The sequence below is a fragment of the Novosphingobium album (ex Hu et al. 2023) genome (genome assembly GCF_022832385.1).
Lineage (GTDB): Bacteria > Pseudomonadota > Alphaproteobacteria > Sphingomonadales > Sphingomonadaceae > Novosphingobium > Novosphingobium album.
Genome location: NZ_JALHLE010000030.1, coordinates 22,523 through 44,849, shown reverse-complemented (window position 1 = coordinate 44,849; position 22,327 = coordinate 22,523). Strand labels below are relative to the sequence as shown.

Sequence of the window (22,327 nt, the reverse complement as noted above, 5' to 3'; positions counted from 1 at the left end):
GAATTCCAGCGTTGGCAGGCCGTTTTCCTGGATCTGCAGGAACTTGGCGCCACCCAGTGCAATCGGCAGGCCGCGGATCGAGATATTGCCGAACCCTTCGCCGCCGGTGCTCTCGGAACGCATACCGGGAATGTTACGGAAGATTTCGGCTACCGAACGAGCGCCAAATTTTTCGATTTCGTTTTGTGACAGCGTGCTGGTTGAAGTGGCGCTGTCGAGGCGGTCCCGGGCACGGGCCACGCCCGTCGTCATGAGATTGACGCGCTTCTCGGCTGGCTGCCCGGAATCCGTCTGCGTGGCTGCGGCTTTACTCTCTCCCTCGGCTGCCACGACCGGCGACGGAAGGAGGCAGGCTGTAGCAATCAAAAGCAGTGTTTTCGTTTTCACAATTCACATCCCTGATACGGCAAGATTTGCCGCATCGGGATAACTGCAGGGCTGTTACGCAACGCATTAGCAGCGCTAGGCACTATTGCAGGGCACAATGCTAACACATTGACGAACTTGTTCGACTGATACCGTCGCAATGCGAACCCAGAAGTCCAGGCCCGACGTGCGTTTCACGCACCCCCTGCATTGATCGAGATTCCTGACAGGCGAACAGGCAATCAAGCAAAGATGCAAAAATTTCCACGGCTTCAACGTGACTTAAGCCTGTTCGAACATGCATCGATCTGAGCGGTCTTGCCTGGCCGAGGAAAGCCTGACTTTGACCAGGCACCGGACCCCACCCTGCGATCTCCATGCGATACCATGAAGAGGGACGACAGCGGCGCGTTAACCAAAGGGACGGGACACAATCCTGCGCCCTTTGGGAATAGCTCTATCTGTCGATCTCCCTCGTCAATCCCCGCTTCGCGTCCTCATACGATTCCAGCGCCCAGCCCCACCGCCTTGCGCTCCTGCGCCTTGCGGTCGCGCCAGCGGCTCTCGCGATAGACCCCCAGTCCATCGATCGCGCCGCCGGCCTCAAGGCGGGCCTTGGCGAGGATTGGGGAGACGTCCACGTTGTAGGCCCGGCGCAGCGCCTGGAAGGCCATCATCGTATCGTTGGCTTCCTGCGCCAGATGCAGCGCCTCGCGGTCGACCAGCAGGGCCTTGGCAAAGCACTGGCCGATGGCCTCGGCCGACGAGATCATGGATTCGATCGGATCGGTCACGTTGTGCGACTGGTCGATCATGTAGCTCGGCTTGAAACCGTCCCGCGGGCTCAGTTCGGCTTCGACCAGCTCGTTGAAGACGAGGAACAGCTGGTGCGGGTTGATCGAACCGGAATCGAGATCGTCGTCGCCATACTTGCTGTCGTTGAAGTGGAAGCCGCCCAGCTTGCCGAAGCGGTGGAGGCGCGCCACGATCTGCTCGATGTTCACGTTGGGCGCATGGTGGCCAAGGTCGACGAGGCACTTGGCCTTGGGGCCCAGTTCCTGCGCGGCGAGGATCGAGGAGCCCCAGTCGCTGATGACGGTGGAGTAGAACGCCGGCTCGAACATCTTGTGTTCCAGCAGCATGCGCCAGTCATCCGGAAGCGCGGCGTAGACCTGGGCTGCGGCATCGAGATAGCGGTCAAGGCTGCGGCCAAGGTCCTGCTGGCCGGGGAAGTTGGTGCCATCGCCCACCCACACGGTAAGGTCGGTGGAGCCGAGCTGGCGGCCGATCTCGATACATTCGATGTTGTGCTCCACCGCCTGCTGGCGCGTGGCGGCGACCGTGGAAGACAGCGAGCCGGTGGCATAGGTCTGTGCCTGGCCCTGCTGGTCCTGGAAGGTGTTCGAATTGACCGCATCAAAGCCCAGGCCAAATGTTGCAGCCTCTTCGCGCAGCCCCTTGTAGTCGGACACCTTGTCCCACGGGAAATGCGGGCTGACGCGCGGGGTCAGCCGGGAGAGCTGGTTGATGACCGCGCAGTCCTCCAGCTTCTCGTGAATGTTCGTCGGCTCGCCGGGGATCGGGAACTTGGCGAAGCGCGTGCCACCGCGGCCAGCGCCCCAGGTCGGGATCGCAACCGAGAAACCGGCGACGCGCTCCTTGATCGCGTCGATTGAGATACCGGATCGTTCAAGCTTGCGGCCGAGTGCGGCATAATCGTCGTTCAGCGCATCAAGCTCGCGCTCGTTTGCCTCGGCGATAAGTTCGGCGGAAATAGGTAGAGTCATGGTGCTTCCTTTCGCGCGAGAAAGCCCTGCATCGAGAGCCACGCGGTGAATTCATCGATAAGGAGAGTCGTGGTCGTACCGGGAGCGCCGGTGCCAAAACCATGACCTCCCCTCTGGTATGCATGGATCTCCACCGGACGCCTGGCATCGAGCCATTGCTTCGCGATGGCAAAGCCATCCGCCGGGATCAGACGGTCGTCTAGCGCAATCGCATCGAAGAGCGGCGGTGCATCGGCCGGCACGGGTTCGGCAACCTGGGGTCCATATATGTAACCGATAAAGGCGGGGCGACTTGCCGGCGGAGCATCGAGTGCGACACGGCGCGCTGTGATGGCACCGGCGGAAAAGCCGATCATGCCGACCCGCGCCGGATTCACCCCCCAGCTGCCAGCATGGCCGCGAACCATTTCCAGGGCCGCAAGCGCATCCTCCGGCGCGATGATATCCGCCGGCAGAGCGCCCGGCGCCGCGGTCTTCGGCTGATTCCTCAAACGCTGGCGCAGCGCGGCGGCCGCCGCATCGTTGTCCTTTGGCGTCGGAAGGATCCGGTACTTGAGAACGAAAGCGGCTATGCCCCGTTCTGCCAGCGCCTTGGCGACTTTCCAGCCCTCGCTTTCCATCGAAAGCTGCATGAATGCACCACCTGGCGCGACTACCGCCGCAGCCCCGGTGGCCTTGGCCGCATCAGGAAGGAAAGGCGTCAGCGTCGGCCGCGTGACATTGCGCACGACGTATTCGCCCTGGAACTTTGTCCAGTCTTCGGTGCTGGCAGAGCCGGGAGTCTCGTCTCCATAGAGCGGGATAGCGCCGGGTTCTGCCGGCGCCTCGACTGAAATCGTAAGTGTCCGGCCTTCCTGCGCCGACCCTGGACAGGCCGACAGCAGGGCAATGATTGCCGGTATCACTCCAATCTTTTTCAGCTTTCCCTCTCCACAATCTATTGTCAGCGGGTAAATGCCTGCGCATTGCCGGCATCGACATTGATCATGTTGCCGGTGGACTTGGCCGACTGATCGCCAGCCAGGAAATACACGGCCTCGGCAATGTCCGAAGGCAGCACGTCGCGCTTCAGCATGGAACGCTGACGGTAATGTTCCTCCAGCTCCTTGCCGGAATCAATGCCATGCGCACCGGCGCGTTCCTTGCGCCAGTCACCATCCCAGATGCGGCTGCCCTTGATCACGGCGTCCGGGTTCACGGTGTTCACGCGAATGCCGAAAGGCGCCCCTTCAAGGGCAAGGCAGCGGGCCAGATGGTTCGCTGCTGCCTTGGCGGACGCATAGGCACTGGCATTGGTCGCTGCGGCAACACCGTTTTTCGAGCCGATGAAGACAACGGACGTGCCGCCCTGTTCCTTCATGCCCTTGAGCAGCTTCCAGGCGTGCTTCGATGTCAGGAAATAGCCCTGCGCAAGCACGTCGTAGTTGCGGCTCCACAGTTCGATCGTGGTCTCCTCGATAGGTGCAGAGGAAGCGATACCCGCATTGGCGACAAGAATGTCGAGTCCGCCGAACTCGCGGGCACAGGATTCGAAGGCCGCTTCGACCTGCCCTTCATCCGTGACGTCACAGACGGCGGCACGCACGACATCATGCCCGAACTGCCGGGCAAAACCGGCCCGCACTTCCTCGACAGCCTTGCCGTCGCGATCGGCCAGCATCACGCAGGCCCCATCGGCCATCAGGCGGGCAGCCGTAGCCGCCCCGATGCCGCCAGCCCCGCCGGTGACAAGCGCGACACGACCGGCCAGCGGCTTTGGCGCGGGCATGCGCTGAAGCTTGGCTTCCTCGAGCAGCCAGTACTCGATGTCGAAGGCTTCCTGCTCATCAAGCGCGATATATTCCCCGATCGCTTCGGCGCCCCGCATCACATTGATCGCGTTGCCATAGAATTCTCCCGCGAGCCGCGCGGTTGTCTTGTCGGTTGCGAAAGTGATCCGCCCCACGCCAGGCACCAGTACGACAACCGGGTTCGAGTCACGCATGGCAGGCGAATTGCCCCGCTTGCAGCGCTCGTAGTAGGCTGCGTAGAGATCGCGATAGTCCGCAATCTTCTGCGCGAGGTAGGCATCGTCCTGCAACTTTGCCGGATCGAGTGTCAGCGGCGCAATCTTGGTTCGCAGGAAGTGGTCCGGACATGAGGTCCCAAGCGCTGCCAGCCGTTCGAAGTCGGCAGAGTTCACGAATTCCAGTGCCTCGGCATCGTCCGAAAAATGGCCGACCTTACGCCGCGCACCGGTCATGAGACCGCGAAGACGTGGCATAAGGTCGGCTGCGGCTGCGGCACGCTCCCCGGAGGAGTTGGAGAAGGAGAGCGCACCGCCAAATGCCGGTTTCCCGGCAAGCCTTGAATTCAGATAGTTTGCGGCATCGGCAATCAGGCCGATGGTGTGTTCGTAGCAGGCCTTCGCGCTGTCGGCCCAGCAGATGATCCCGTGGCCGGCCAGCATGACACCTTCGACATGCGGATTGGCCTCGACGTAGTCACGAAGCATCACTCCAAGTGAATAACCAGGCCGCTTCCACGGCAACCAGCCGATCTTTCCGCCCCAGATTTCCTGCGTGGCAGCCTCGCCCCCCGACGAAGCCGCCAAGGCAATGATCGCGTCCGGGTGGACATGGTCGACATGCGCGAAAGGAAGCAATGAATGCAGCGGGGTATCGATCGAGGCCGCGCGCGAATTCAGGTTGAACGTGCAATGGGGCAGATAGCCAACCATCTTGTCGTCATCTTCAGGCCCGCCGGAATGCTTCTCCAGACCAAGCAACTTGTCCTGGTACAGCGTCGCGAAGCCGTCGAGCTTCATTGAGCCGATATCGCCGCCCGAGCCCTTGACCCACAAGACCTCGGTGCCTTCACCCGTGAGCGGATCGACCCCTGCCAGCTTGGCCGACGTGTTGCCGCCTCCGAAGTTCGTAACCGTCAGATCCGAACCGAGCAGGTTGGAACGGTACAGAAGCAGTTCGGCGGGCGAGAGACCTGCCGCCACCGAGTCGTCCCACCGGCTGGTAGGCACAACGAAGGGAATTGCGGTATCGAGCGAAGGGGCAAGGGTCGTATCCATGGCCGCGCCTTTAACATTCCCTCTTTCCATTTTCAATCTCTTTCGATATCAAACGATCATTAATGATCAATCAGATCCCTGACAGAAGTTTTGGAGAGCATGTCCCAGGCCGCCACCACCATCGTCGTCGACATTGGCAAGACCCTGAGCAAGGTGACGGCATGGTCCCGTGGGGGCCGGCTGCTTGACCGGCAGGTGCGCGCCAATGAATCCTGCATTCTGGAGGGCGTCCGGCGGCTCGATATCGACGGCATCGGCACATGGATCCGTTCGGCACTTGCGGCCTACCGGGGCCACCCGATCGAAGCGATCATCCCGGTAGCCCACGGCGCGGCGTTCGTGGCGCTGGGAGTCGAAGGGGTCCTCTTCCCGCCCCTCGACTACGAACAGCCCATCCCGCCGGAAACGATGCAGGCATATCGCGCCGAGCGCGATCCCTTTGCCAGGACCGGCTCCCCCGCCCTGCCGGACGGACTCAACCTGGGCTCTCAGGTCTATTGGGCCGCGCAGCTGCACCCGGACAAGATGGAGCGTGCGACACTGCTCCCCTGGGCCCAGTACTGGGCATGGTTTCTCTCCGGCAATGCCGTCAGCGAAGTAACCAGTCTGGGCTGCCACAGCGACCTGTGGATCCCCGAGGAGGGTCGCTTTTCGTCCGTGGCGCAGCGCCTCGGATGGGCCGAACGGTTTGCACCGCTTGCCAAGGCCAGTGATGTTGTCGGCTCAATCCGGCCCGAGATTGCAGCTGCCAGCGGCCTTCCCGGGACAGCGCAAGTCCTTGCCGGCCTGCACGATTCCAATGCCGCCCTTCTTGCCGCCCGGGGTTTTGCCGAAATCGCAAGGAAGGAAGCGACAATCCTGTCTACGGGCACGTGGTTCATCGCCATGCGCCTGGCAGCGGAGACAGTATCCCTTGCCGATCTTTCCGAAGCGCGCGACACACTTGTCAATGTCGACGCCTACGGCTGGCCGGTGCCTTCGGCGCGCTTCATGGGCGGCCGCGAAATCGAGACGGTCATCCAGCTCGACACGCGCCGGGTCGATATCAAGCCCGACCAGCCCAAGCTGATGGAAGCCGTTCCCGCATTGCTCGAGCGTGGGACGATGATGATGCCCACGCTGGCGCCGGGCTTCGGTCCGTACCCGGATGGAAAGGCATGCTGGATCAACGCGCCGGTCGAATGGGCGGGCACGTGGTATGCACGCCGTGCCGCCATCTGCCTCTACGCCGCGCTGGTGGCCGACACCTCGCTCGATCTGATCGGATCCAGGGAAAGGCTGCTGGTCGAAGGCCGCTTTGCCGAAGCCGAAGTGTTCGTCCGCGCGCTCGCAGCATTTCGGCCCACGACGCAGGTCTATGTCGCCAACGCGCACAACGATGTCTCATTCGGAGCCCTTCGCCTGATCAATCCACTGCTGAAGCCCAGCGGCGGACTGCGGCAGGTGGAGCCGCTTGAAGGAGACCTCGTTGCCTACAAGGCGAAATGGCACCAGCATATTTCCGGAGCTTCGAGATGATCACGGCATCTGTTCCGGATTACCGCGAGGCCGCGCGCCGCCGCCTGCCGCGCTTCCTGTTCGAATATATCGACGGTGGCTCCTACGCCGAGCAGACCTTGCGCCGCAACGTCGAGGACCTCTCTGGCCTTGCCCTGCGCCAGCGGGTGCTGCGCGACGTCTCGCGGCTTGACCTTTCGACCGAATTGTTCGGCCAGAGGCTGAGCCTGCCACTCGCGCTTGCCCCGATCGGCCTCGCCGGTCTCAATGCGCGGCGGGGCGAATGCCAGGCCGTGCGCGCCGCGGAAAGAACCGGCGTGCCCTTCACGCTTTCCACGGTCGGCGCCTGCCCGATCGGCGAAGTGGCCGCCGCCGCCAGCCAGCCGTTCTGGTTCCAGCTCTACATGATCCGGGACCGCACCTTCATGAAGGACCTGCTGGCCAGGGCCGTAGACGCCGCGTGTTCCGCCCTCGTCTTCACTGTCGACATGCCGGTCCCGGGCAGCCGCTATCGCGATTACCACACCGGTCTTGCCGGTTCGGGCGGCCTGAAGGGAGCAGCCTGGCGCGTGGGACAAGCCATGCTGCGCCCCGGCTGGGCCTGGGACGTCGGCCTCCGGGGCCGCCCTCACACACTGGGCAATGTCGCCCCGGTGCTGCAGGGCAGGACAGGCATCGAGGATTTCTTCGCCTGGATGCGCAATAATTTCGATCCCTCGATCAACTGGCGCGACCTCGATTTCATCCGCTCGGAATGGAAGGGCCCGCTCATCATCAAGGGCATCCTCGATCCCGAAGATGCGAAGGAAGCTGCGGAGCTTGGCGCGGACGGGATCGTCGTGTCGAACCACGGCGGCCGCCAGCTGGATGGCGTCCTGTCCACCGCTCGCGCCCTGCCCCCTATTGCCGAGGCCGTGGGCGACCGGCTGACCGTACTCGCGGATGGCGGCATCCGCTCCGGGCTCGATGTCGTGCGCATGCTGGCGCTTGGCGCCAGGGGCGTCCTGCTGGGCCGTGCCTGGGCCTGGGCCCTGGCCACGGGCGGCGAAGCGGGCATCGTGAAAATGCTGAACCTGATCGAAGCGGAAATGCGGGTCGCCATGGCGCTGACCGGCACCACGAAAATCACCGAAATCAACAGAACAATCCTTGCGGGAGACTGACATCATGGCCACGGCTGCTGGCGAACACCTGGATACCGGCGACAACTGGCGCGATACGATTCTCGCCGGCCTTGCCAATTACATCGATGCCGGTTCCATCGTTTCGGGGGCCGCTGCCCTCGCGCTGTGGCAGGAAAGCTATCACCTTTCCAACGACACCATCGGCCTGATCGGCGCGTTCGGCCCCAACGCCATCGGCGCGGGCGTCGGAGCGCTGCTGGGTGGCTGGCTATGTGACAAGCTGGGCCGCAAGAAGATCTACCAGTGGGACATGCTGATCTACGCCTTCGGCATGAGCATGCTGGTTTTCGCGATAGCCCCGTGGATGATCATTACCGGCTTCCTGATCGTTGGCCTGGCGGTCGGCGCCGATATTCCCGCCAGCTGGTCGCTGATCGCCGAACAGGCCCCTGACACGAGGCGTGGCAAGCACTCAGGCGTGGCGCAAGTGCTGTGGTACCTCGGCCCTGTGGTCGTTCTGTTGCTGAGCCTTGCCCTGACATCGCTGGGAGAACTCGGTGCGCGCATCGTGTTCGCACATCTGGTGGTCATAGCCCTCGGACTGACTCTGCTGCGCTCGCGCATGGCCGAGTCGAGGCGCTGGGTGGAATCGCAAAAGCCCGAAGGCCCGACCCATGGATTGTCGACGCTGCTGAAGCCGAAGTATCTGACGTCGATCCTGGGCCTTGTCGGCATGTACGGGTTCTGGAACCTGTGGGCCGGAACCAACGGCTTCTTCTTCCCCTACATCCTGCGCACGGTGGGCGCTGCCACGCAGGCCCAGAGCGTCGCCATCCAGGCCTTCTCGTTCTTCATCGGCATGGTCTCGATCTACTTCGTCTTCATGAAGCTGTCTGACCGGGTGAACCAGCGGATGCTGTTCGCGGCCTCCGCCGTGATCCAGATTGCGGGCATGGCGCTTCTGGCGGTATTCCCGCTGACGATCCCGGTCGCCCTGCTTTATGTCTTCCTGCTTCAGTTTGGCGGCGGCTTCGGCGCGCAGAGCTTCTTTCAGCTCTGGAGCGCGGAGCAGTTTCCGACAGCTGTGCGCGCAACCGCTCAGGGGATCTGCTTTGCCATTGTCCGCATCGTCCTGGGAGTGTTCAGCTTTTTCGTGCCAATGCTGACCGCCACGGGCTTTACGAACCTTGCATGGATTCTTACTGGCTTTCTCGTCATAAGCGGCCTGATCGGGATAGCTTGGGCGCCGCGCAATGAGGGCAAGTCGCTCGAACAGCTCGAAGCCGAACGCGGATCGGCCTGAAGGAAGGACAAAAAACGCCCATGCACGCAGAGGAACGCGAGAAGCTGATACTGGACGCCATGCATGCGACTGGTTTCATCAGTTATCGCGACCTCGAAGCGCGGCTCGATGCGTCGCCCGCGACGATCCGGCGTGACCTTACACGCCTTGAAGAAGCAGGACATATCCTGCGCGTGCATGGCGGAGCGAAACTGCCCGACGCCGATCGCAGCGGCGACGTGCCAGGTCTTTCCGGAACACCATTCGAACAGGCGATCACAGAACACCTTCCGGCCAAGCAGGCGATCGGCCGCGCGGCCGCGGCTTTGTGCGCACCGGGTGAAGGCATAATGATGGATGGGGGCACCACGACCCTGCAGATGTGCACACACCTGGGGGGCATGGGCTTGCAGGTGCTCACCAATTCGCTCCACATCGTCGATGCCCTGCTGGCGCAGCGGGATACGCGGGTGCTCCTCCCCTCCGGCACCGTTTTCCGCGAGCAGAAAATTGTCCTCGCACCGGCCGGCGAAGCATCCATGCCCCGCTTCCATGCCCCCAAGCTGTTCATGGGGGCGGCTGCCGTAGGCCCGCAGGGCGCGATGCAGCAGGACGTCATTCTGGTCGCCGCCGAACGGCGCCTGATTGACCGCGCGGAAACGGTGATCCTGATGGTCGACAGTTCCAAGTTCAAGTCTTCCTCGGGCGCGATCGTGTGCGGTCTGGAAGAGATCGACGTGCTGATTACCGATCCCGGCATCCCGCAGGCGATGCGTGAGACCCTTGCCGAAGCGGGCATCAAACTCATCATTGCCAGCGAAATGCCCGATTAACGGCGCTTGCCGCACCCTTAGTGCCCTGCCGCACTGCGGCCGGAAATGACGCGCACCGGCTTACCGGAAAATTCAGACTCGCATCATGCGGTCAGACCACCTAGGCTGCATTGGTATGATAGATCGCCGGCCTGCAGTCCGGTGACTGCTGGGAGGTTCACCGGAAATGCAAGTGCGATTTACCCGTTTGGCCGCAACTCTCGCCCTGGGCAGCCTGGCGGCGGTGGCCGGTCCGTCGCAGGCGGAAACGGTAAAACTGTCACAGAAATCCGGGACCGAACGCGAAGTCACGGAGCTTTCCCAAGGATGGAAATTTCACTTCGGGCCCGAAACGCCTGCTGTCACCGCGCCGGATTTCCAGGATGATGGCTGGCAAACAGTCTCGGTTCCCCATACCTGGAACCGTATCGGCACTTATGCGCCCGCGCGGACACCGGATACCGGCAACGCGCAAGGAACCGGCTGGTACCGCCTGACCGTGGCAGCCCCTGCCGCAGCGCCGGACATGCGGCAATATCTCGATTTCGCAGCGGTCGGAGCAGTGGCGGACGTCTGGGTGAACGGCAAGCACGTCGGCACCCACAAGGGCGCGTTTTCCCGTTTCAGGCTGGACGTTACCGACGCGTGGAAGGCAGGGGCTGACAATCTGATCGTGGTGCGTGCCGACAATTCCAAACCGGAACCGGGCAACGCCACCTCAAGCGTCATTCCGCTGGGCGGCGACTTCTTCGTTCATGGCGGCATCTACCGGAACGTCTCGCTTCTCCAGTTGCCATCGGCCTCGATCGATCCCCTCGATTACGGCGGCCCCGGCACCTATGCCCGCGCCGCACAAGTGACGGAAAGTCAGGCTGTCATCGATGTGCGCACGCGCCTGCGCAATGCGGGCACCGGCAGGAACCTCACTCTCACAACGCAAATCACCGACGCCAAGGGCAGCATCGTGGCCACTGCGGCACAGCCCGTCAGCCTCGAAAAGGGGACCGCCGACGTAGCCCAGCGCCTGACCATCAAGTCTCCGCACCGCTGGAATGGCCGGGCCGATCCCTACATGTACGCCGTATCGGCCACACTCTCCGATGGGGCCACCGTGCTCGACAAGGTGACCCAGCCCCTCGGCATCCGCACTTTCCGCTTCGATCCCGATGCCGGCTTTTTCCTCAATGGGCAGCACGTCAAGCTCAAGGGCGTCTCGCGCCATCAGGACTGGCTCGGTTCCGGCTGGGCGCTCACGCCGGAACAGCACCGCAAGGACATGGAACTGATCGAGGAGCTTGGCGCAAACACGATCCGGCAGGCCCACTACCAGCACGCGGACGCCTGGTCAGACCTTGCCGACGAGGCCGGGATGGTGGTCTGGGCCGAAATCCCCTACGTCAGCGGCCCCTCGCTGACCGGCGGCGAAGGCACGCCACAACTCTGGGCAAACGCCGAGCAGCAGCTGCGGGAACTGATCCGGCAGGACTTCAACCACCCGGCTGTCATGATGTGGTCGATCGGCAACGAGGTCGACAGCAGCGCCATGCTGGGCGTCAGCAAGGAGCCCACCAAACCGCTGGCCCTGCTCAAGCGCCTGCAGGAAGTCGCCAAGGAGGAAGATCCTTCGCGTCCCACGACAATGGCGGATTGCTGCGAGGATCTGGGGATGATGGCCAAAACCGCCGGAGAACAGGTTGTCGGCACCGCGGACCTGGTAGGCTACAACCGCTATTACGGCTGGTATTACCCCAAGCCGCTGGAAGCACGCGCCGAACTGGGCGCCCAGCTCGACAAATTCCACGTCAAGCACCCGCAGCTGCCGATTTCCGTCAGTGAATATGGCGCGGGCGGCGCGGTAAGCCAGCACAGCGACGATGTGACGAGCGGCTTCGTGAACTTCATCGGCCGCCCCCATCCCGAGGAATACGAAGCCTGGGTCCACGAACAGACCTGGCCTGCCATCGCCGCGCGCGATTTCGTGTTCGCGAGCTGGGTCTGGAACATGTTCGACTTCGCCAGTGACCTGCGGGGCGAAGGCGATTCCATAGACCTGAACGACAAGGGTCTCGTCACCGCAGACCGCAAGGTCAGGAAGGACGCCTTCTGGTTCTACAAGGTGGCCTGGAGCGACACGCCTGCCATCCATTTCGCGGGCAAGCACTATGTTGCGCGCGCCTATCCGGTGATGACCGTCAAGGCCTATGCCAACGCGCCCGCCGCCCGGCTCGTCATCAATGGCAGGACGATCGGCGAAGCGCCCTGCCCCGATAACGTGTGCGAATGGAAGCAGGTCCCACTCGCGCCGGGCCCGAACAAGGCGGTCGTCACGGCGACGGCCAACGGCGAGACAGTGTCCGACGAAATGACCTGGACCGGGCCCGACCCGATGAAACAGGGCATCCGCATAGATGCTGGCAATCTGGCCGGCAGCGTTCTGGGCAAGCGCCAGTTTGGTTCGGATACGTTCGTCACCGGCGGCAAGCCGATGGTCCTCAATCTCGGCGGTTTCGGGAAAATGACGAGTGGTCCGCCACGCACAGTGGAGGCCGCCGAGCTCCGCCTGTTCGACTACTGGCGCCAGGGCACTGACTTCTCCTACGGCATACCCGTGCCCGACGGAGACTGGACGGTTACGCTGCACTTGTTCGAGCCCTCGGCAGTTCCTCCGGAAACGCAGGCGGTGACCGTCAAGGCGAACGGAACCAACGTGCTCGATGCTCTCAACGTCGCAAAGGCCGCGGGGGGATCGCGCAAGGAACTGGTGCGAAGCTTCCCCGTCCAGGTATCGGGCGGCCTGCTTTCGCTCGATTTCAATGCCGTTGGTGGTAACGTTTCACTCGCAGCCATAGAGGTCGCACGATGAGCGCGCGGATCGGAAAACTGCGGTGGTGGATCATCGGGCTCGTAACCCTCGGCACGATCCTCAACTACCTCGCCCGCTCGACGCTTTCGGTCGCGGCGCCCACCATCAAGGCTGACTTCGGCATGTCGACCGAGCAGTACAGCTGGGTCGTTCTCGCCTTTCAGGCAGCCTATACGATCATGCAGACAGTCGCCGGCGCCATCCTCGACGCCTTGGGCACCCGGCTTGGCTTTTTCATCTTCGCGCTGGGCTGGGCACTGTCCAACATGGCCCACGGTCTCGCGGCAAGCTGGCAGGGGCTTGCCTTCTTCCGCGGCCTGCTCGGTGCCACGGAGGCCGCTGCAATACCCGCCGGGGCCAAGACAGTTTCCGAGTGGTTCCCCGCCCGCGAACGCCCGCTTGCGACCAGCGCTTTCCAGATGGGCACCAGTGTCGGCAGCATGGTCGCACCGCCGCTGGTCGTATTCTGCATCCTCAACTGGGGCTGGCAATCCGCCTTCTACGTGACCGGCGCGCTTAGCCTTCTTTGGGCAGCCCTGTGGTGGTTCGGCTATCGCGACCCCGAAGATCACCCTCGCATCAGTGCTGCAGAACGCAAGATGATTGCCCAGGACAAGGCGGCGCACAGCGCCGGATCGCGCCCCGCCACGCGCATGGAAGTCCTGCGCTCGCGCGGGTTTTGGGCAATTGCCGTGCCGCGGTTCCTGGCCGAACCGGCATGGCAGACCTTCAACTTCTTCATTCCGCTCTATCTGGTTTCCGTCTGGCATCTCGATCTGAAGAGCGTGGCCTTGTGGGCTTGGCTCCCGTTCCTGGCTGCCGACTTCGGTTCGCTGGCTGCGGGCCTGGTGCCGTCTGCGTTGATGCGACGCGGGTCCGGGATGATTGCCTCCCGCAAACTTACGATGACGTTCGGGGCACTATGCATGGCCGGCCCCGCCTGCATCGGCCTTGCCGGGTCGCCGGGGCTGGCGATCGCGCTGTTTTGCGTGGGCGGCTTTGCCCATCAGATGCTGAACGGCGCACTGATCACCCTGTGCTCCGATCTGTTCGAGCCGCGCACAGTCGGCACAGCCAGCGGAATGGCCGGCACGATCGCGTGGATCGGCGGCATGGTCTTCACGCTCATCATTGGCCAAAGCGCCGACGTATATGGGTACAGTCCGCTGTTCGTTGCCCTTGCCGGGCTCGACATCATCGGCGCGGCCGCGCTCTGGCTGCTCTTGCGCAAGTGGTCTGGCTGACCGCGCCCGGCCAGGCTCAATAGGGCGCGGCGGCATCCCTGGCCGGGATCGCGCCGCGCCGCATCACGCACCATCCGGCCAGCGCATTCCCGGCCCGCGCAGCCTCGGCAACCGGGGCGCCTTTCAATCGTGCGCCCAGATAGCCGCCATTGAACGCATCGCCGGCCCCGCTGGTATCGGTGGGTTGCAGAACCCGCGGCGGGGGACAGACGGTAAGGTCCGGCAGCAGGCAGCCTTGCGCGCCCTTTTTCACGATCACTTCCCGGCACCCGAGCTCCTGCCAGTGTGCTGCCACCGCCTCAGCCGTTCCAGGGCCACCCAGAGCGGCCTCGTCCTCCAGCGTGGGCAAACCGGCGTCGGAGGCGGCAATGGCCCGGTCGCGCCATCTTGCCGCTGCCTCCGGCGTTTCCCAAAGGCTGGGCCGGTAGTTGCCATCGAATGCGACCAATCCGCCGTTGATGCGCACCTTGGCTGCCAGCCTGAGCAAGTCCTGCCTGCCCTGCGGCGGCAGGATCGCCAGCGAGATCAGGGAAAAATAGAAAAGGTCCGCCGTCTCCGCACCGCCAATCGCATCGTCGATTTCGGGCACCTCAAACATGGCCCGCGCTGCGCTGGCTTCGCGCCAGTAGGTGAAGGTGCGCTCGCCCTGTCCATCGACCGTGATGGCGTAGAGGCCGGGACGCCGTGAGGGATGCGTTACGATCAGGCCGCAGTCTATCCCTTCGGATTGCCAGCTTGCGCGAAGGTCCATGCTAAAGGGGCACGATCCCAGTGCCGTCATATAGGCGACGTCGTGACCGGCCCGGGCGAGATGGACCGCCGTATTGAGCGTGTCGCCACCGAACCCCATGCACCAGCCCTCACCCTCCTGAGAGAGTTCGAGCATACCTTCGCCAAGACAGACGATCCGAGCCATGTTTTCTCTATCCGCCCGAGCCGGTCTTCACCAGTTCCACATCGTCCCGTCTTCCAGCCGCGCAACGGGCAGATAGGCGGGCTTGTAGGGATACTTCGCGGCGAGGTCCTCGTCGATATCGACGCCATGCCCCGCCGTTTCGCCGACGATCAGATGACCGTCCTCGAAGCGGTAGTCGTGCGGGAAGACCGCGTCGGTCTCTTCGGTGTGGCGCATGTATTCCTGGATACCGAAATTGGGCACCCAGGTATCGAAATGCAGCGCGCAGCCCATCGTGACCGGCGAAAGATCGGTCGCGCCATGGCAGCCGGTGCGCACCTGGTACAGGGCGGCCAGATCGGCGATGCGGCGCAGGTGCGTCAGCCCGCCCGCGCCCACCACGGTGGCGCGGATATAGTCGATAAGCTGGTTCTGGATCAGGTCCTTGGCGTCCCAGATCGTATTGAAAATTTCGCCAACGGCCAGCGGTGTGACCGTGTGCTGGCGCACCAGCCTGAACGCTTCCTGGTTTTCGGCAGGCGTGCAATCCTCCAGCCAGAACAGCTGGTAGGGCTCCAGCATCTTTCCCAGATTGGCTGCTTCCTGCGGCGTGTAGCGGTGATGCCCGTCGTGCAGCAGGTGGTGATCGAAACCATAGGTCGCGCGCAGCTTCTCGAACATCCTGGGCACGTAATTGAGCGCCTTGCGCGTGTCCCATCCGGTCAGCGACGGCAAGGCGGCATCGGCCGGCTCGTAGTAGAGCTTGCCGCGTCCCACCCCATAGGCATCCTTGATGCCCGGCACGCCGGTCTGTGCGCGGATCGCCTTGTAACCCATATCGATGTAGTGGCCGACGGCGTCGACCGTCTCGTCGATGTTAGAGCCATTGGCATGGCCATAAACCATCACCCGTTCACGGCTCTTGCCGCCGAGCAGGTCGTAGACAGGCATACCGGCCATCTTGCCCTTGATGTCCCACAGCGCCATGTCGACCGCCGCGATCGCGCGCATGGTTACCGGGCCGCGCCGCCAGTAGGCTCCGCGGTAGAGATATTGCCAGATATCCTCGATCCGGCGTGGATCCATGCCGATCAGACAGGGGATCACGTGGTCCTCGAGATAAGCAACAACCGCCTTTTCGCGCCCATTCAGGGTAGCATCGCCGATTCCGTAAACCCCTTGATCGGTCACGATCTTGAGGGTGACGAAATTGCGTCCCGGGCAGGTCACGATGACTTTCGCGGACTGGATTTTCATGCTTTTTCCGATGCTCTTCTTCGAAGTTCCGCCCGATGTGCGGCAACATGTTTTTACCACTTGCAAGAAAGTGGTAAGACCGCAATAGAAAGATGATGTCGATGAGCAAATCCGCACAGAAGCTGCCGCTGGTGCATTCCGAACTGGGCGCATTCGGCACCGACGAGTCCCGGCTCTACAAGCGGGTCGCAAGCGCCCTGATCGAGGAGCTGCAATCGGGCAGGTTCGCCATCGGAGACAAGATGCCCGCCGAGCGCGACCTCGCGGTCAGAATGCAGGTCAGCCGCCCGGTCGTTCGCGAAGCGATGCTGGCACTGGAAGTACTGGGTCTGATCGAGGTCAGGCTGGGAGCGGGAACGTTCGTCGTGCGCCTGCCAGGCGAGAGCGACGAGCCACGCTTCAATGTCAGCCCCTTCGAGCTCCTGGAAGCGCGGCTGGTCTTTGAAGGAGAAGCCGCGGCACTCGCCGCCGTGCACATCACCGATGAGGAGATCGCCGGTTTGGAACAGCTCGTGGCGGCGATTCAGGAACAGAACGCGGACCAGATCGCGGAAGAGAACGCCGACATGGCCTTTCACATGGCAATTGCCCGGGCCACGCGAAATGCCGCCGTCGAAAAGACAGTGGAGGATCTCTGGCTGCAGCGGTGGAGTTCGCCGGAGTGCAACCTGCTGCTGGAACAGGCCCGAACCGCAAATGTACTGCCTGTAGTCGACGAGCACACGGCGATTGTCGAAGCCTTGCGAAGCCGCAAGCCCCAGGTGGCGAGGATGGCCATGCGCGCCCATCTTGATGCCGTGATCAAGCACCTTCTCTTCGCCGTGGAGAAAAAGGCACTGGCTGAAGCGCGCAGGTCCGTTGACAGCCAGCGCCAGCGCTTCGGCAGCGTGGCGCGGATCTGATGGGGAATGCATAGGTGATGGCCCTGCCTCTACGCTTGTCGACGGACCGGCTGTTCCCGGCAGACGGCCACACGCGCGAAATTGCCCGTGTGCTTTACCGGGAAGTCTGCAAACTCCCGATCATCAGCCCGCACGGCCACACCGACCCCGCATGGTTTGCGTCAGATGCGCCTTTCGGCAATGCCAGCGAGTTGTTGCTGCAGCCGGATCATTACCTTTTCCGGATGCTCTATTCGCAAGGCATAGCGCTTTCCGATCTGGGCATCGGCCCCGGCGGCGGTCACACCGATCCGCGTGAAGCCTGGCGTATCCTGGCCTCGAATTACCACCTTTTTCGCGGCACGCCGTCGCGGATGTGGCTCGACTGGGTGTTTGCCGAAGTTTTCAGCATTCACGTGCGCCTTACTGAAGAGACTTCGGACCTTTACTACGACACCATCGCGGAAGCGCTGGCCTGGCCGGAATTCAAACCCCGCGCCTTGTTCGACCGGTTTAATATCGAGGTGCTCACCACCACGGAAAGCCCGCTCGATACGCTGGAGCACCATCAGGTCATCCGCACCGAAAACGCGAAGGATGGCGGCTGGCCGGGCCGGGTTCTCACGGCCTATCGCCCCGATCCGGTCATCGACCCGGAGTTTGAGGGCTTTCAGGCCAATCTCGATCGCCTGTCCGAACTGACCGGTGAGGATTGCCGCACCTGGCAGGGCTATCTTGCCGCGCATCGCCAGCGCCGCGCCTTCTTCGCTTCAATGGGCGCGACCTCGACCGATCATGGGCATCCCACCGCCGCGACAGCCGATCTTCCCCCAGCGGAGGCAGAGGCGCTGTTCGCCGACGTCGCGACAGGCCGGGCGACGCCCGCACAGGCCGAACTGTTCCGCGCGCAGATGCTGACCGAAATGGCAGGCATGAGCCTGGATGACGGGCTGGTGATGCAGATCCATCCCGGCTCGTTCCGCAATCACAATGCGCCGCTTTTCGAGAAGTTCGGACGGGACAAGGGCGCCGATATTCCAGTGGCGACCGAATATGTCCGAGCACTCCGCCCGCTTCTTTCCCGCTACGGAAACGAGGCCGGGCTCACGATCATTCTCTTCACGCTCGACGAGACGGCCTATTCGCGCGAACTGGCACCGCTCGCCGGCCATTATCCGGCACTGCGGCTAGGACCGGCCTGGTGGTTTCATGACAGCCCCGAGGGGATGCGCCGCTTCCGCGAGCAAGTCACCGAGACCGCGGGTTTTTACAACACTGTGGGTTTCAATGACGATACGCGTGCATTCCTTTCGATCCCTGCGCGCCACGACGTGGCTCGCCGGATCGACTGCGGCTTTCTCGCGCGGCTGGTCGCCGAGCACCGCATGGACGAGGACGAGGCGGCGGAAGTTGCCGTGGACCTTGCCTACAATCTTCCCAAGAAAGCCTACAGGCTGTGAGGCTTTCGCCGGCCAGCCTCGACAAGCTGATCCCGGAGGTCGCGCGGTATGCCTATGACCGCGATGCGCAGTCGGTGGGAATCGTGCATTTCGGCATCGGTGCTTTTCACCGGGCCCATCAGGCATGGTACACCGATGCGGCGCTGAACGCGGGAGATCGCAATTGGCTCATCACCGGGATTTCGCTGCGATCGCGCGCGGTGGCCTGCCAGCTCAACCCGCAAAGCGGGCTCTACTCGGTAACGGAGCGTTCCGGAAATGGCGAACGGACCCGCATTGTCGGGTCCGTCCGCAACGTGATGCCGGCCGGTTCGATGAAGGTCCCGGTGGCTCGGCTTCTGGCAGCAGACTCAACACGGATCGCCAGCTTCACGATCACTGAAAAGGGCTATTGCCGGTCAGCAGATGGATCGCTCGATTTTGCACTGGCGGACAGCGGCAGCATCTACCGCTTACTGGCCCATGGCCTCCGGCAGCGCTGCGACGCGGGTCTCGGCGGCCTGACGCTTCTCTCCTGCGACAATCTGTCTGAAAACGGCAGGCAACTGGAGCAGTTGATGGGGCAGTATCTTCGACGGCACGATCCGGACCTTGTGCCATGGTTCGAAAACGAGTGTGCATGTCCCACATCGATGGTGGATCGGATCGTGCCCGCAACGACCAACCAGGACCGTATCAGGCTGACAAGCACAATCGGGATACTGGATGAAGCCGCCGTCATGACGGAGCCATTCAGCCAGTGGGTGATCGAGGACAGATTTGCCGCGGGCAGGCCCACCTGGGATGCGGTAGGTGCGCAGATCGTCGCAGATGTTGCACCTTATGAGACTGCAAAGCTGCGGATGCTGAACGGCGCCCATTCGGCGCTGGCCTATCTCGGTCTCGAACATGGTCACGACTATGTTCACCAGGCGGTGGGCGACCGCGAGATCCGCCCTCTTGTCGAACGCCTCATGCGGGAAGAGGCCGCCTCGACCATATCTGCAGCGCCCGGGCAGGACCTCGATACTTACGCGTCCAGCCTGCTCGAACGCTTCGCCAATCCTGCCTTGAATCACCGGCTGATTCAGATCGCCATGGACGGCAGTCAGAAGATCCCTCAGCGCTGGCTGGAAACGCTTGCCGTGCGAGGTGCTGCGGGCGCTGACAGTCCGGCCATTCTGACCGCACTTTGCGCCTGGCTGCGACACGTGCGCGGGGATGTCCGCAAAGTGGATGATCCTCTGGCAGGCGAGCTGGCGGGCGCCTGGTCCACCCATGGCGAAGTCGGGATCATCGATGCCGTATTCGGCGAGAGTGGCCTTGTAGGCGGACCATGGTGGCCAACCCAGGACGATCGGGTCTTTGTGGCAAAGGTCTTGCCGGCCTTCGGGCAAGTGCAAGACCAGCTTCGCCCTGCATAAGAAATCGACTGGCCTGCTGATCGACGGCAGGCAGAATTGTGGAGAGAAACGTGAAGAGAATTCTTGCCCCCGCCCTTGCAGCTTTCATCGCCGCTGCGGTTGCTCCTGCGGCATTTTCGCCGGCAGCAGCGATCCCTTCCGAGCCCTCGAAGCCGAAGTATTCGACTGCGGAAACACCGCTGGGCGACCTGCTCGACACCCCGGCAACGAAGGCTATTCTCGAAAAATACCTGCCGGAACTGGTCGCTAACGACCAGATCGAAATGGCGCGCGGCATGACGTTGAAGCAGTTGCAGAATTACGCCGGCGACATGATCACCGAAGAGAAGCTGCACGCCATCGACGAGGCATTCGTCAAAATCGCCGGCCAGTGACACCAAGGGCGCCGGTTACCGGGGCTTGAAACCCTATTCCGGCGCTCCGTATCTTTCCGCCAGAGCCAGCAAGTCGGGCTGGCGCTCGATCCCGGATGACCGCATCACCCCGGCGACGGTCACATAAGCGCCCACCGTGAACATGAAATCGAGCAGTTGCTGGTAGGACCATTCGCTTGCCAGCGCCGTCCATGTCTCCTGTCCAATCTTCCGGTCTGCGATCAATTCGTCGGTGGCCCGCACCACGACGCGTTCGAAATCGGTGAAGTAGGGATCGTCCGCCCCCGCTTTGACCGGATCGAACATGTCGGGCTCAAGACCAAGGGTCAGACTGGTGTTGAGGTGGCTCGACCACATGTAGATGGCCTTGCAGACCCAGGCCGTGCGCATGATGGCAATCTGGCGCAGCTTCACCGGCACGGTATTGGTCGTCAGCAGGTGAATGTTGAACTGCGAAAACAGCTCGGCGAGGTGCGGGTGGTGCGCGAAAGTGAGCAACGGCGGATTCTTGTCCGAGTTCTTGAAGAACCCGCCGGTCCACCGATCCAGGAACGCCCGCGTCGCATCCGTAAATTCAGCCTCCGTAACTTGCGGTATGCGAGCGGGAGGATCAGCTTCGAGCATTGCGTGTCGTTCCTTTCGATCCGGAGCGCCACGCATCGTCTGCCATGGCGCCCCGGTTTTGATGTCCGCCGCCGGAAGCCCTGCGCAACCGGCCGCGGATTTTCTGCTTATGGAAAGCGGAGATAGAGGTCTTCCAGTCCCCGCAGGATATAAGAAGGCAGATAATTGTAGTGCCTGGCGCCTGCGGGTCCATGGTGCTCTTCGTCAATCTCGATGACAGGGAAGGCATCGAGCAGGCGATTGAGGCCGGTACGGGCCTCAAGTCGGGCCAGAGGCGCGCCCAGGCAGCCGTGCGGACCACGGCCGAAGGCCAGGTGATCGCGCACCTTGGGGCGGTTCATGTCGAACTCGTTCGGGTTCTCGAAATAGTCCGGATCGCGGTTGGCCCCCGTCAGGCTGAGCGTAATGATGGTGCCCGCCTTGACCTCGACGCCGCCCACCGTGGTGGTGCGGCGCGCCAGGCGGAAATCGTTCATCGTCGGCGATTCAAAGCGAAGCGTTTCCTCGATGAAGTTGCCGATCAGATTGCGGTCGGCGCGCAGCGCCTGCTGTATGCCGGGACGCTCGGCAAGGATACGCACCGCCGATGCCAGCAGCTTTGCCGAAGTGTCCTGCCCGCCAATGAACAGGAAGCACGCCAGCCGCACCATGGTGTCAATTCCCGGATCCGAGCCATCGGGCAGCCGCGAATTGACCAGCTCGGTCAAGAGGTCGTCGCGCGGATGAGCCCGGCGGTCCTTGAGGTAATCGGTGAACACCTCGGTGAAGACGGCCAGCGGGTCGACAAACACGGCACCCTCGCCCTGATCCGCCCCGCCGGGCGCCGGGAGGACCTTCGCGCGCAGTTCCTCGCGGTCTTCCTCGGGAACCCCGAGCAGGTCGGCGATGACCATCGTTGCCAGCGGCTGCGAGAATTCGGACACCAGCTCGCAGCTGCGCCTTGCAGCAAAGGCCTCTATCAGTTCGCCCGCATAGGAGTCCATGAAGGCTTCGTTGGCTTTGAGGCGCTTGAAGGTCAGCAGCTTCGTCAGGAGCGCGCGGTGGACGCGGTGCGCTTCGCCATCAAAGGTGATGAAGTGCTCCGAGAATACGAACTTGTCGCGATTGGCCTCGATTGCCGCGCAGATATCATCGCCTTGAGGCGTGAACGGCACGCCGCCCAGCGGGCCGCCCACGCAAACCACGTTCGAGAAATCCTCTGGACGCGAATAGACGTCCTGCACTTCGTCGTACCCGGTCAGGACGATCGAGTTGTGATGATGCTCGCGCACCAGCGGCCCCTGGGCCCGGAGAGCCTCGACCCAGGGGTGGGGTTCCTGCACAAGTGTCGTGTCGGTGAAGAAGTCGCGTTCCGCGACATTGTCTGTAATCACGATCCTGCTCCCATATTCTTC

At 62.8% G+C, this 22,327-nt stretch carries 18 protein-coding genes; 10 read left to right on the top strand and 8 right to left on the bottom strand.

The window, feature by feature from the left end; all coding sequences use genetic code 11:
- From MTR64_RS17030 to MTR64_RS17015, 4 genes are all read right to left on the bottom strand, one after another.
- Positions 1 to 387: TonB-dependent receptor plug domain-containing protein (locus tag MTR64_RS17030; protein ID WP_243995711.1), on the bottom strand; the 387-nt coding region annotated here is incomplete at its 3' end.
- A 476-nt stretch (positions 388 to 863) separates the two neighbouring features.
- The gene (locus tag MTR64_RS17025) at positions 864 to 2,153 is read right to left on the bottom strand and encodes a TIM barrel protein (protein ID WP_243995710.1); all 1,290 of its coding nucleotides are present in this window, start codon (positions 2,151 to 2,153) and stop codon (positions 864 to 866) included.
- Positions 2,150 to 3,058 (bottom strand): alpha/beta hydrolase, encoded by a 909-nt coding sequence (locus tag MTR64_RS17020; protein ID WP_243995709.1) that lies wholly within the window; start codon positions 3,056 to 3,058, stop codon positions 2,150 to 2,152. Before MTR64_RS17020 ends, MTR64_RS17025 begins: the two co-directional genes overlap by 4 nt.
- A gap of 38 nt (positions 3,059 to 3,096) precedes the next feature.
- Positions 3,097 to 5,217: a bifunctional rhamnulose-1-phosphate aldolase/short-chain dehydrogenase gene (locus MTR64_RS17015; protein ID WP_243995708.1), complete on the bottom strand. Its 2,121-nt coding sequence runs from the start codon at positions 5,215 to 5,217 to the stop codon at positions 3,097 to 3,099.
- A 99-nt stretch (positions 5,218 to 5,316) separates the two neighbouring features.
- Between MTR64_RS17015 and MTR64_RS17010 the strand changes: the two genes are divergently transcribed.
- The 6 genes from MTR64_RS17010 to MTR64_RS16985 all read left to right on the top strand — a co-directional run bounded on the left by MTR64_RS17010 (position 5,317) and on the right by MTR64_RS16985 (position 14,039).
- Complete coding sequence (locus tag MTR64_RS17010) at positions 5,317 to 6,735, top strand: FGGY-family carbohydrate kinase (RefSeq protein ID WP_243995707.1); 1,419 nt, start codon at positions 5,317 to 5,319, stop codon at positions 6,733 to 6,735.
- Positions 6,732 to 7,877, top strand: a complete 1,146-nt coding sequence (gene lldD / locus MTR64_RS17005; RefSeq protein ID WP_243995706.1) for an FMN-dependent L-lactate dehydrogenase LldD — start codon at positions 6,732 to 6,734, stop codon at positions 7,875 to 7,877. Before MTR64_RS17010 ends, lldD begins: the two co-directional genes overlap by 4 nt.
- Before the next feature lie 4 nt (positions 7,878 to 7,881).
- Positions 7,882 to 9,141, top strand: a complete 1,260-nt coding sequence (locus MTR64_RS17000) for an MFS transporter (protein ID WP_243995705.1) — start codon at positions 7,882 to 7,884, stop codon at positions 9,139 to 9,141.
- A gap of 20 nt (positions 9,142 to 9,161) precedes the next feature.
- Positions 9,162 to 9,953, top strand: a complete 792-nt coding sequence (locus MTR64_RS16995) for a DeoR/GlpR family DNA-binding transcription regulator (RefSeq protein ID WP_243995704.1) — start codon at positions 9,162 to 9,164, stop codon at positions 9,951 to 9,953.
- Between the two features lie 166 nt (positions 9,954 to 10,119).
- Positions 10,120 to 12,795, top strand: coding sequence for a glycoside hydrolase family 2 TIM barrel-domain containing protein (locus MTR64_RS16990; protein ID WP_243995703.1), 2,676 nt, complete (start codon positions 10,120 to 10,122; stop codon positions 12,793 to 12,795).
- Positions 12,792 to 14,039 (top strand): MFS transporter, encoded by a 1,248-nt coding sequence (locus tag MTR64_RS16985; RefSeq protein WP_243995702.1) that lies wholly within the window; start codon positions 12,792 to 12,794, stop codon positions 14,037 to 14,039. The genes MTR64_RS16990 and MTR64_RS16985 overlap by 4 nt, the downstream gene beginning before the upstream one ends.
- A 16-nt stretch (positions 14,040 to 14,055) precedes the next feature.
- Here MTR64_RS16985 and MTR64_RS16980 read toward each other — a convergent pair whose 3' ends face one another.
- Together MTR64_RS16980 and manD are read right to left on the bottom strand one after the other, a co-directional pair.
- On the bottom strand, positions 14,056 to 14,955 hold the full coding sequence (locus MTR64_RS16980; protein ID WP_243995701.1) for a sugar kinase: 900 nt from the start codon (positions 14,953 to 14,955) through the stop codon (positions 14,056 to 14,058).
- A 27-nt stretch (positions 14,956 to 14,982) separates the two neighbouring features.
- The gene (gene manD / locus MTR64_RS16975) at positions 14,983 to 16,191 is read right to left on the bottom strand and encodes a D-mannonate dehydratase ManD (RefSeq protein ID WP_243995700.1); all 1,209 of its coding nucleotides are present in this window, start codon (positions 16,189 to 16,191) and stop codon (positions 14,983 to 14,985) included.
- Positions 16,192 to 16,286: 95 nt separating this feature from the next.
- On the opposite strand from manD, the gene MTR64_RS16970 reads away from it, so the two are divergent.
- Genes MTR64_RS16970 through MTR64_RS16955 form a run of 4 tightly spaced genes read left to right on the top strand, consistent with a single transcriptional unit; the run spans position 16,287 to position 20,309 of the window.
- Positions 16,287 to 17,093, top strand: coding sequence for a FadR/GntR family transcriptional regulator (locus MTR64_RS16970; RefSeq protein WP_327194285.1), 807 nt, complete (start codon positions 16,287 to 16,289; stop codon positions 17,091 to 17,093).
- A 17-nt stretch (positions 17,094 to 17,110) separates the two neighbouring features.
- A complete protein-coding gene (uxaC, locus tag MTR64_RS16965; protein ID WP_243995699.1) occupies positions 17,111 to 18,532 on the top strand; it encodes a glucuronate isomerase in 1,422 nt (473 codons plus the stop codon).
- Positions 18,529 to 19,935 carry a mannitol dehydrogenase family protein gene (locus tag MTR64_RS16960; RefSeq protein ID WP_243995698.1) on the top strand — a complete coding sequence of 469 codons (1,407 nt, stop codon included), beginning with the start codon at positions 18,529 to 18,531 and terminating at the stop codon, positions 19,933 to 19,935. The genes uxaC and MTR64_RS16960 overlap by 4 nt, the downstream gene beginning before the upstream one ends.
- Before the next feature lie 50 nt (positions 19,936 to 19,985).
- Positions 19,986 to 20,309 (top strand): hypothetical protein, encoded by a 324-nt coding sequence (locus MTR64_RS16955; RefSeq protein WP_243995697.1) that lies wholly within the window; start codon positions 19,986 to 19,988, stop codon positions 20,307 to 20,309.
- Between the two features lie 33 nt (positions 20,310 to 20,342).
- On the opposite strand, the gene MTR64_RS16950 is transcribed toward MTR64_RS16955, so the two are convergent.
- Positions 20,343 to 20,933, bottom strand: coding sequence for a carboxymuconolactone decarboxylase family protein (locus MTR64_RS16950; protein WP_243995696.1), 591 nt, complete (start codon positions 20,931 to 20,933; stop codon positions 20,343 to 20,345).
- 107 nt (positions 20,934 to 21,040) lie between these two features.
- A complete protein-coding gene (locus tag MTR64_RS21510; protein WP_243995695.1) occupies positions 21,041 to 22,306 on the bottom strand; it encodes a cytochrome P450 in 1,266 nt (421 codons plus the stop codon).
- Positions 22,307 to 22,327 lie beyond the last annotated feature (21 nt).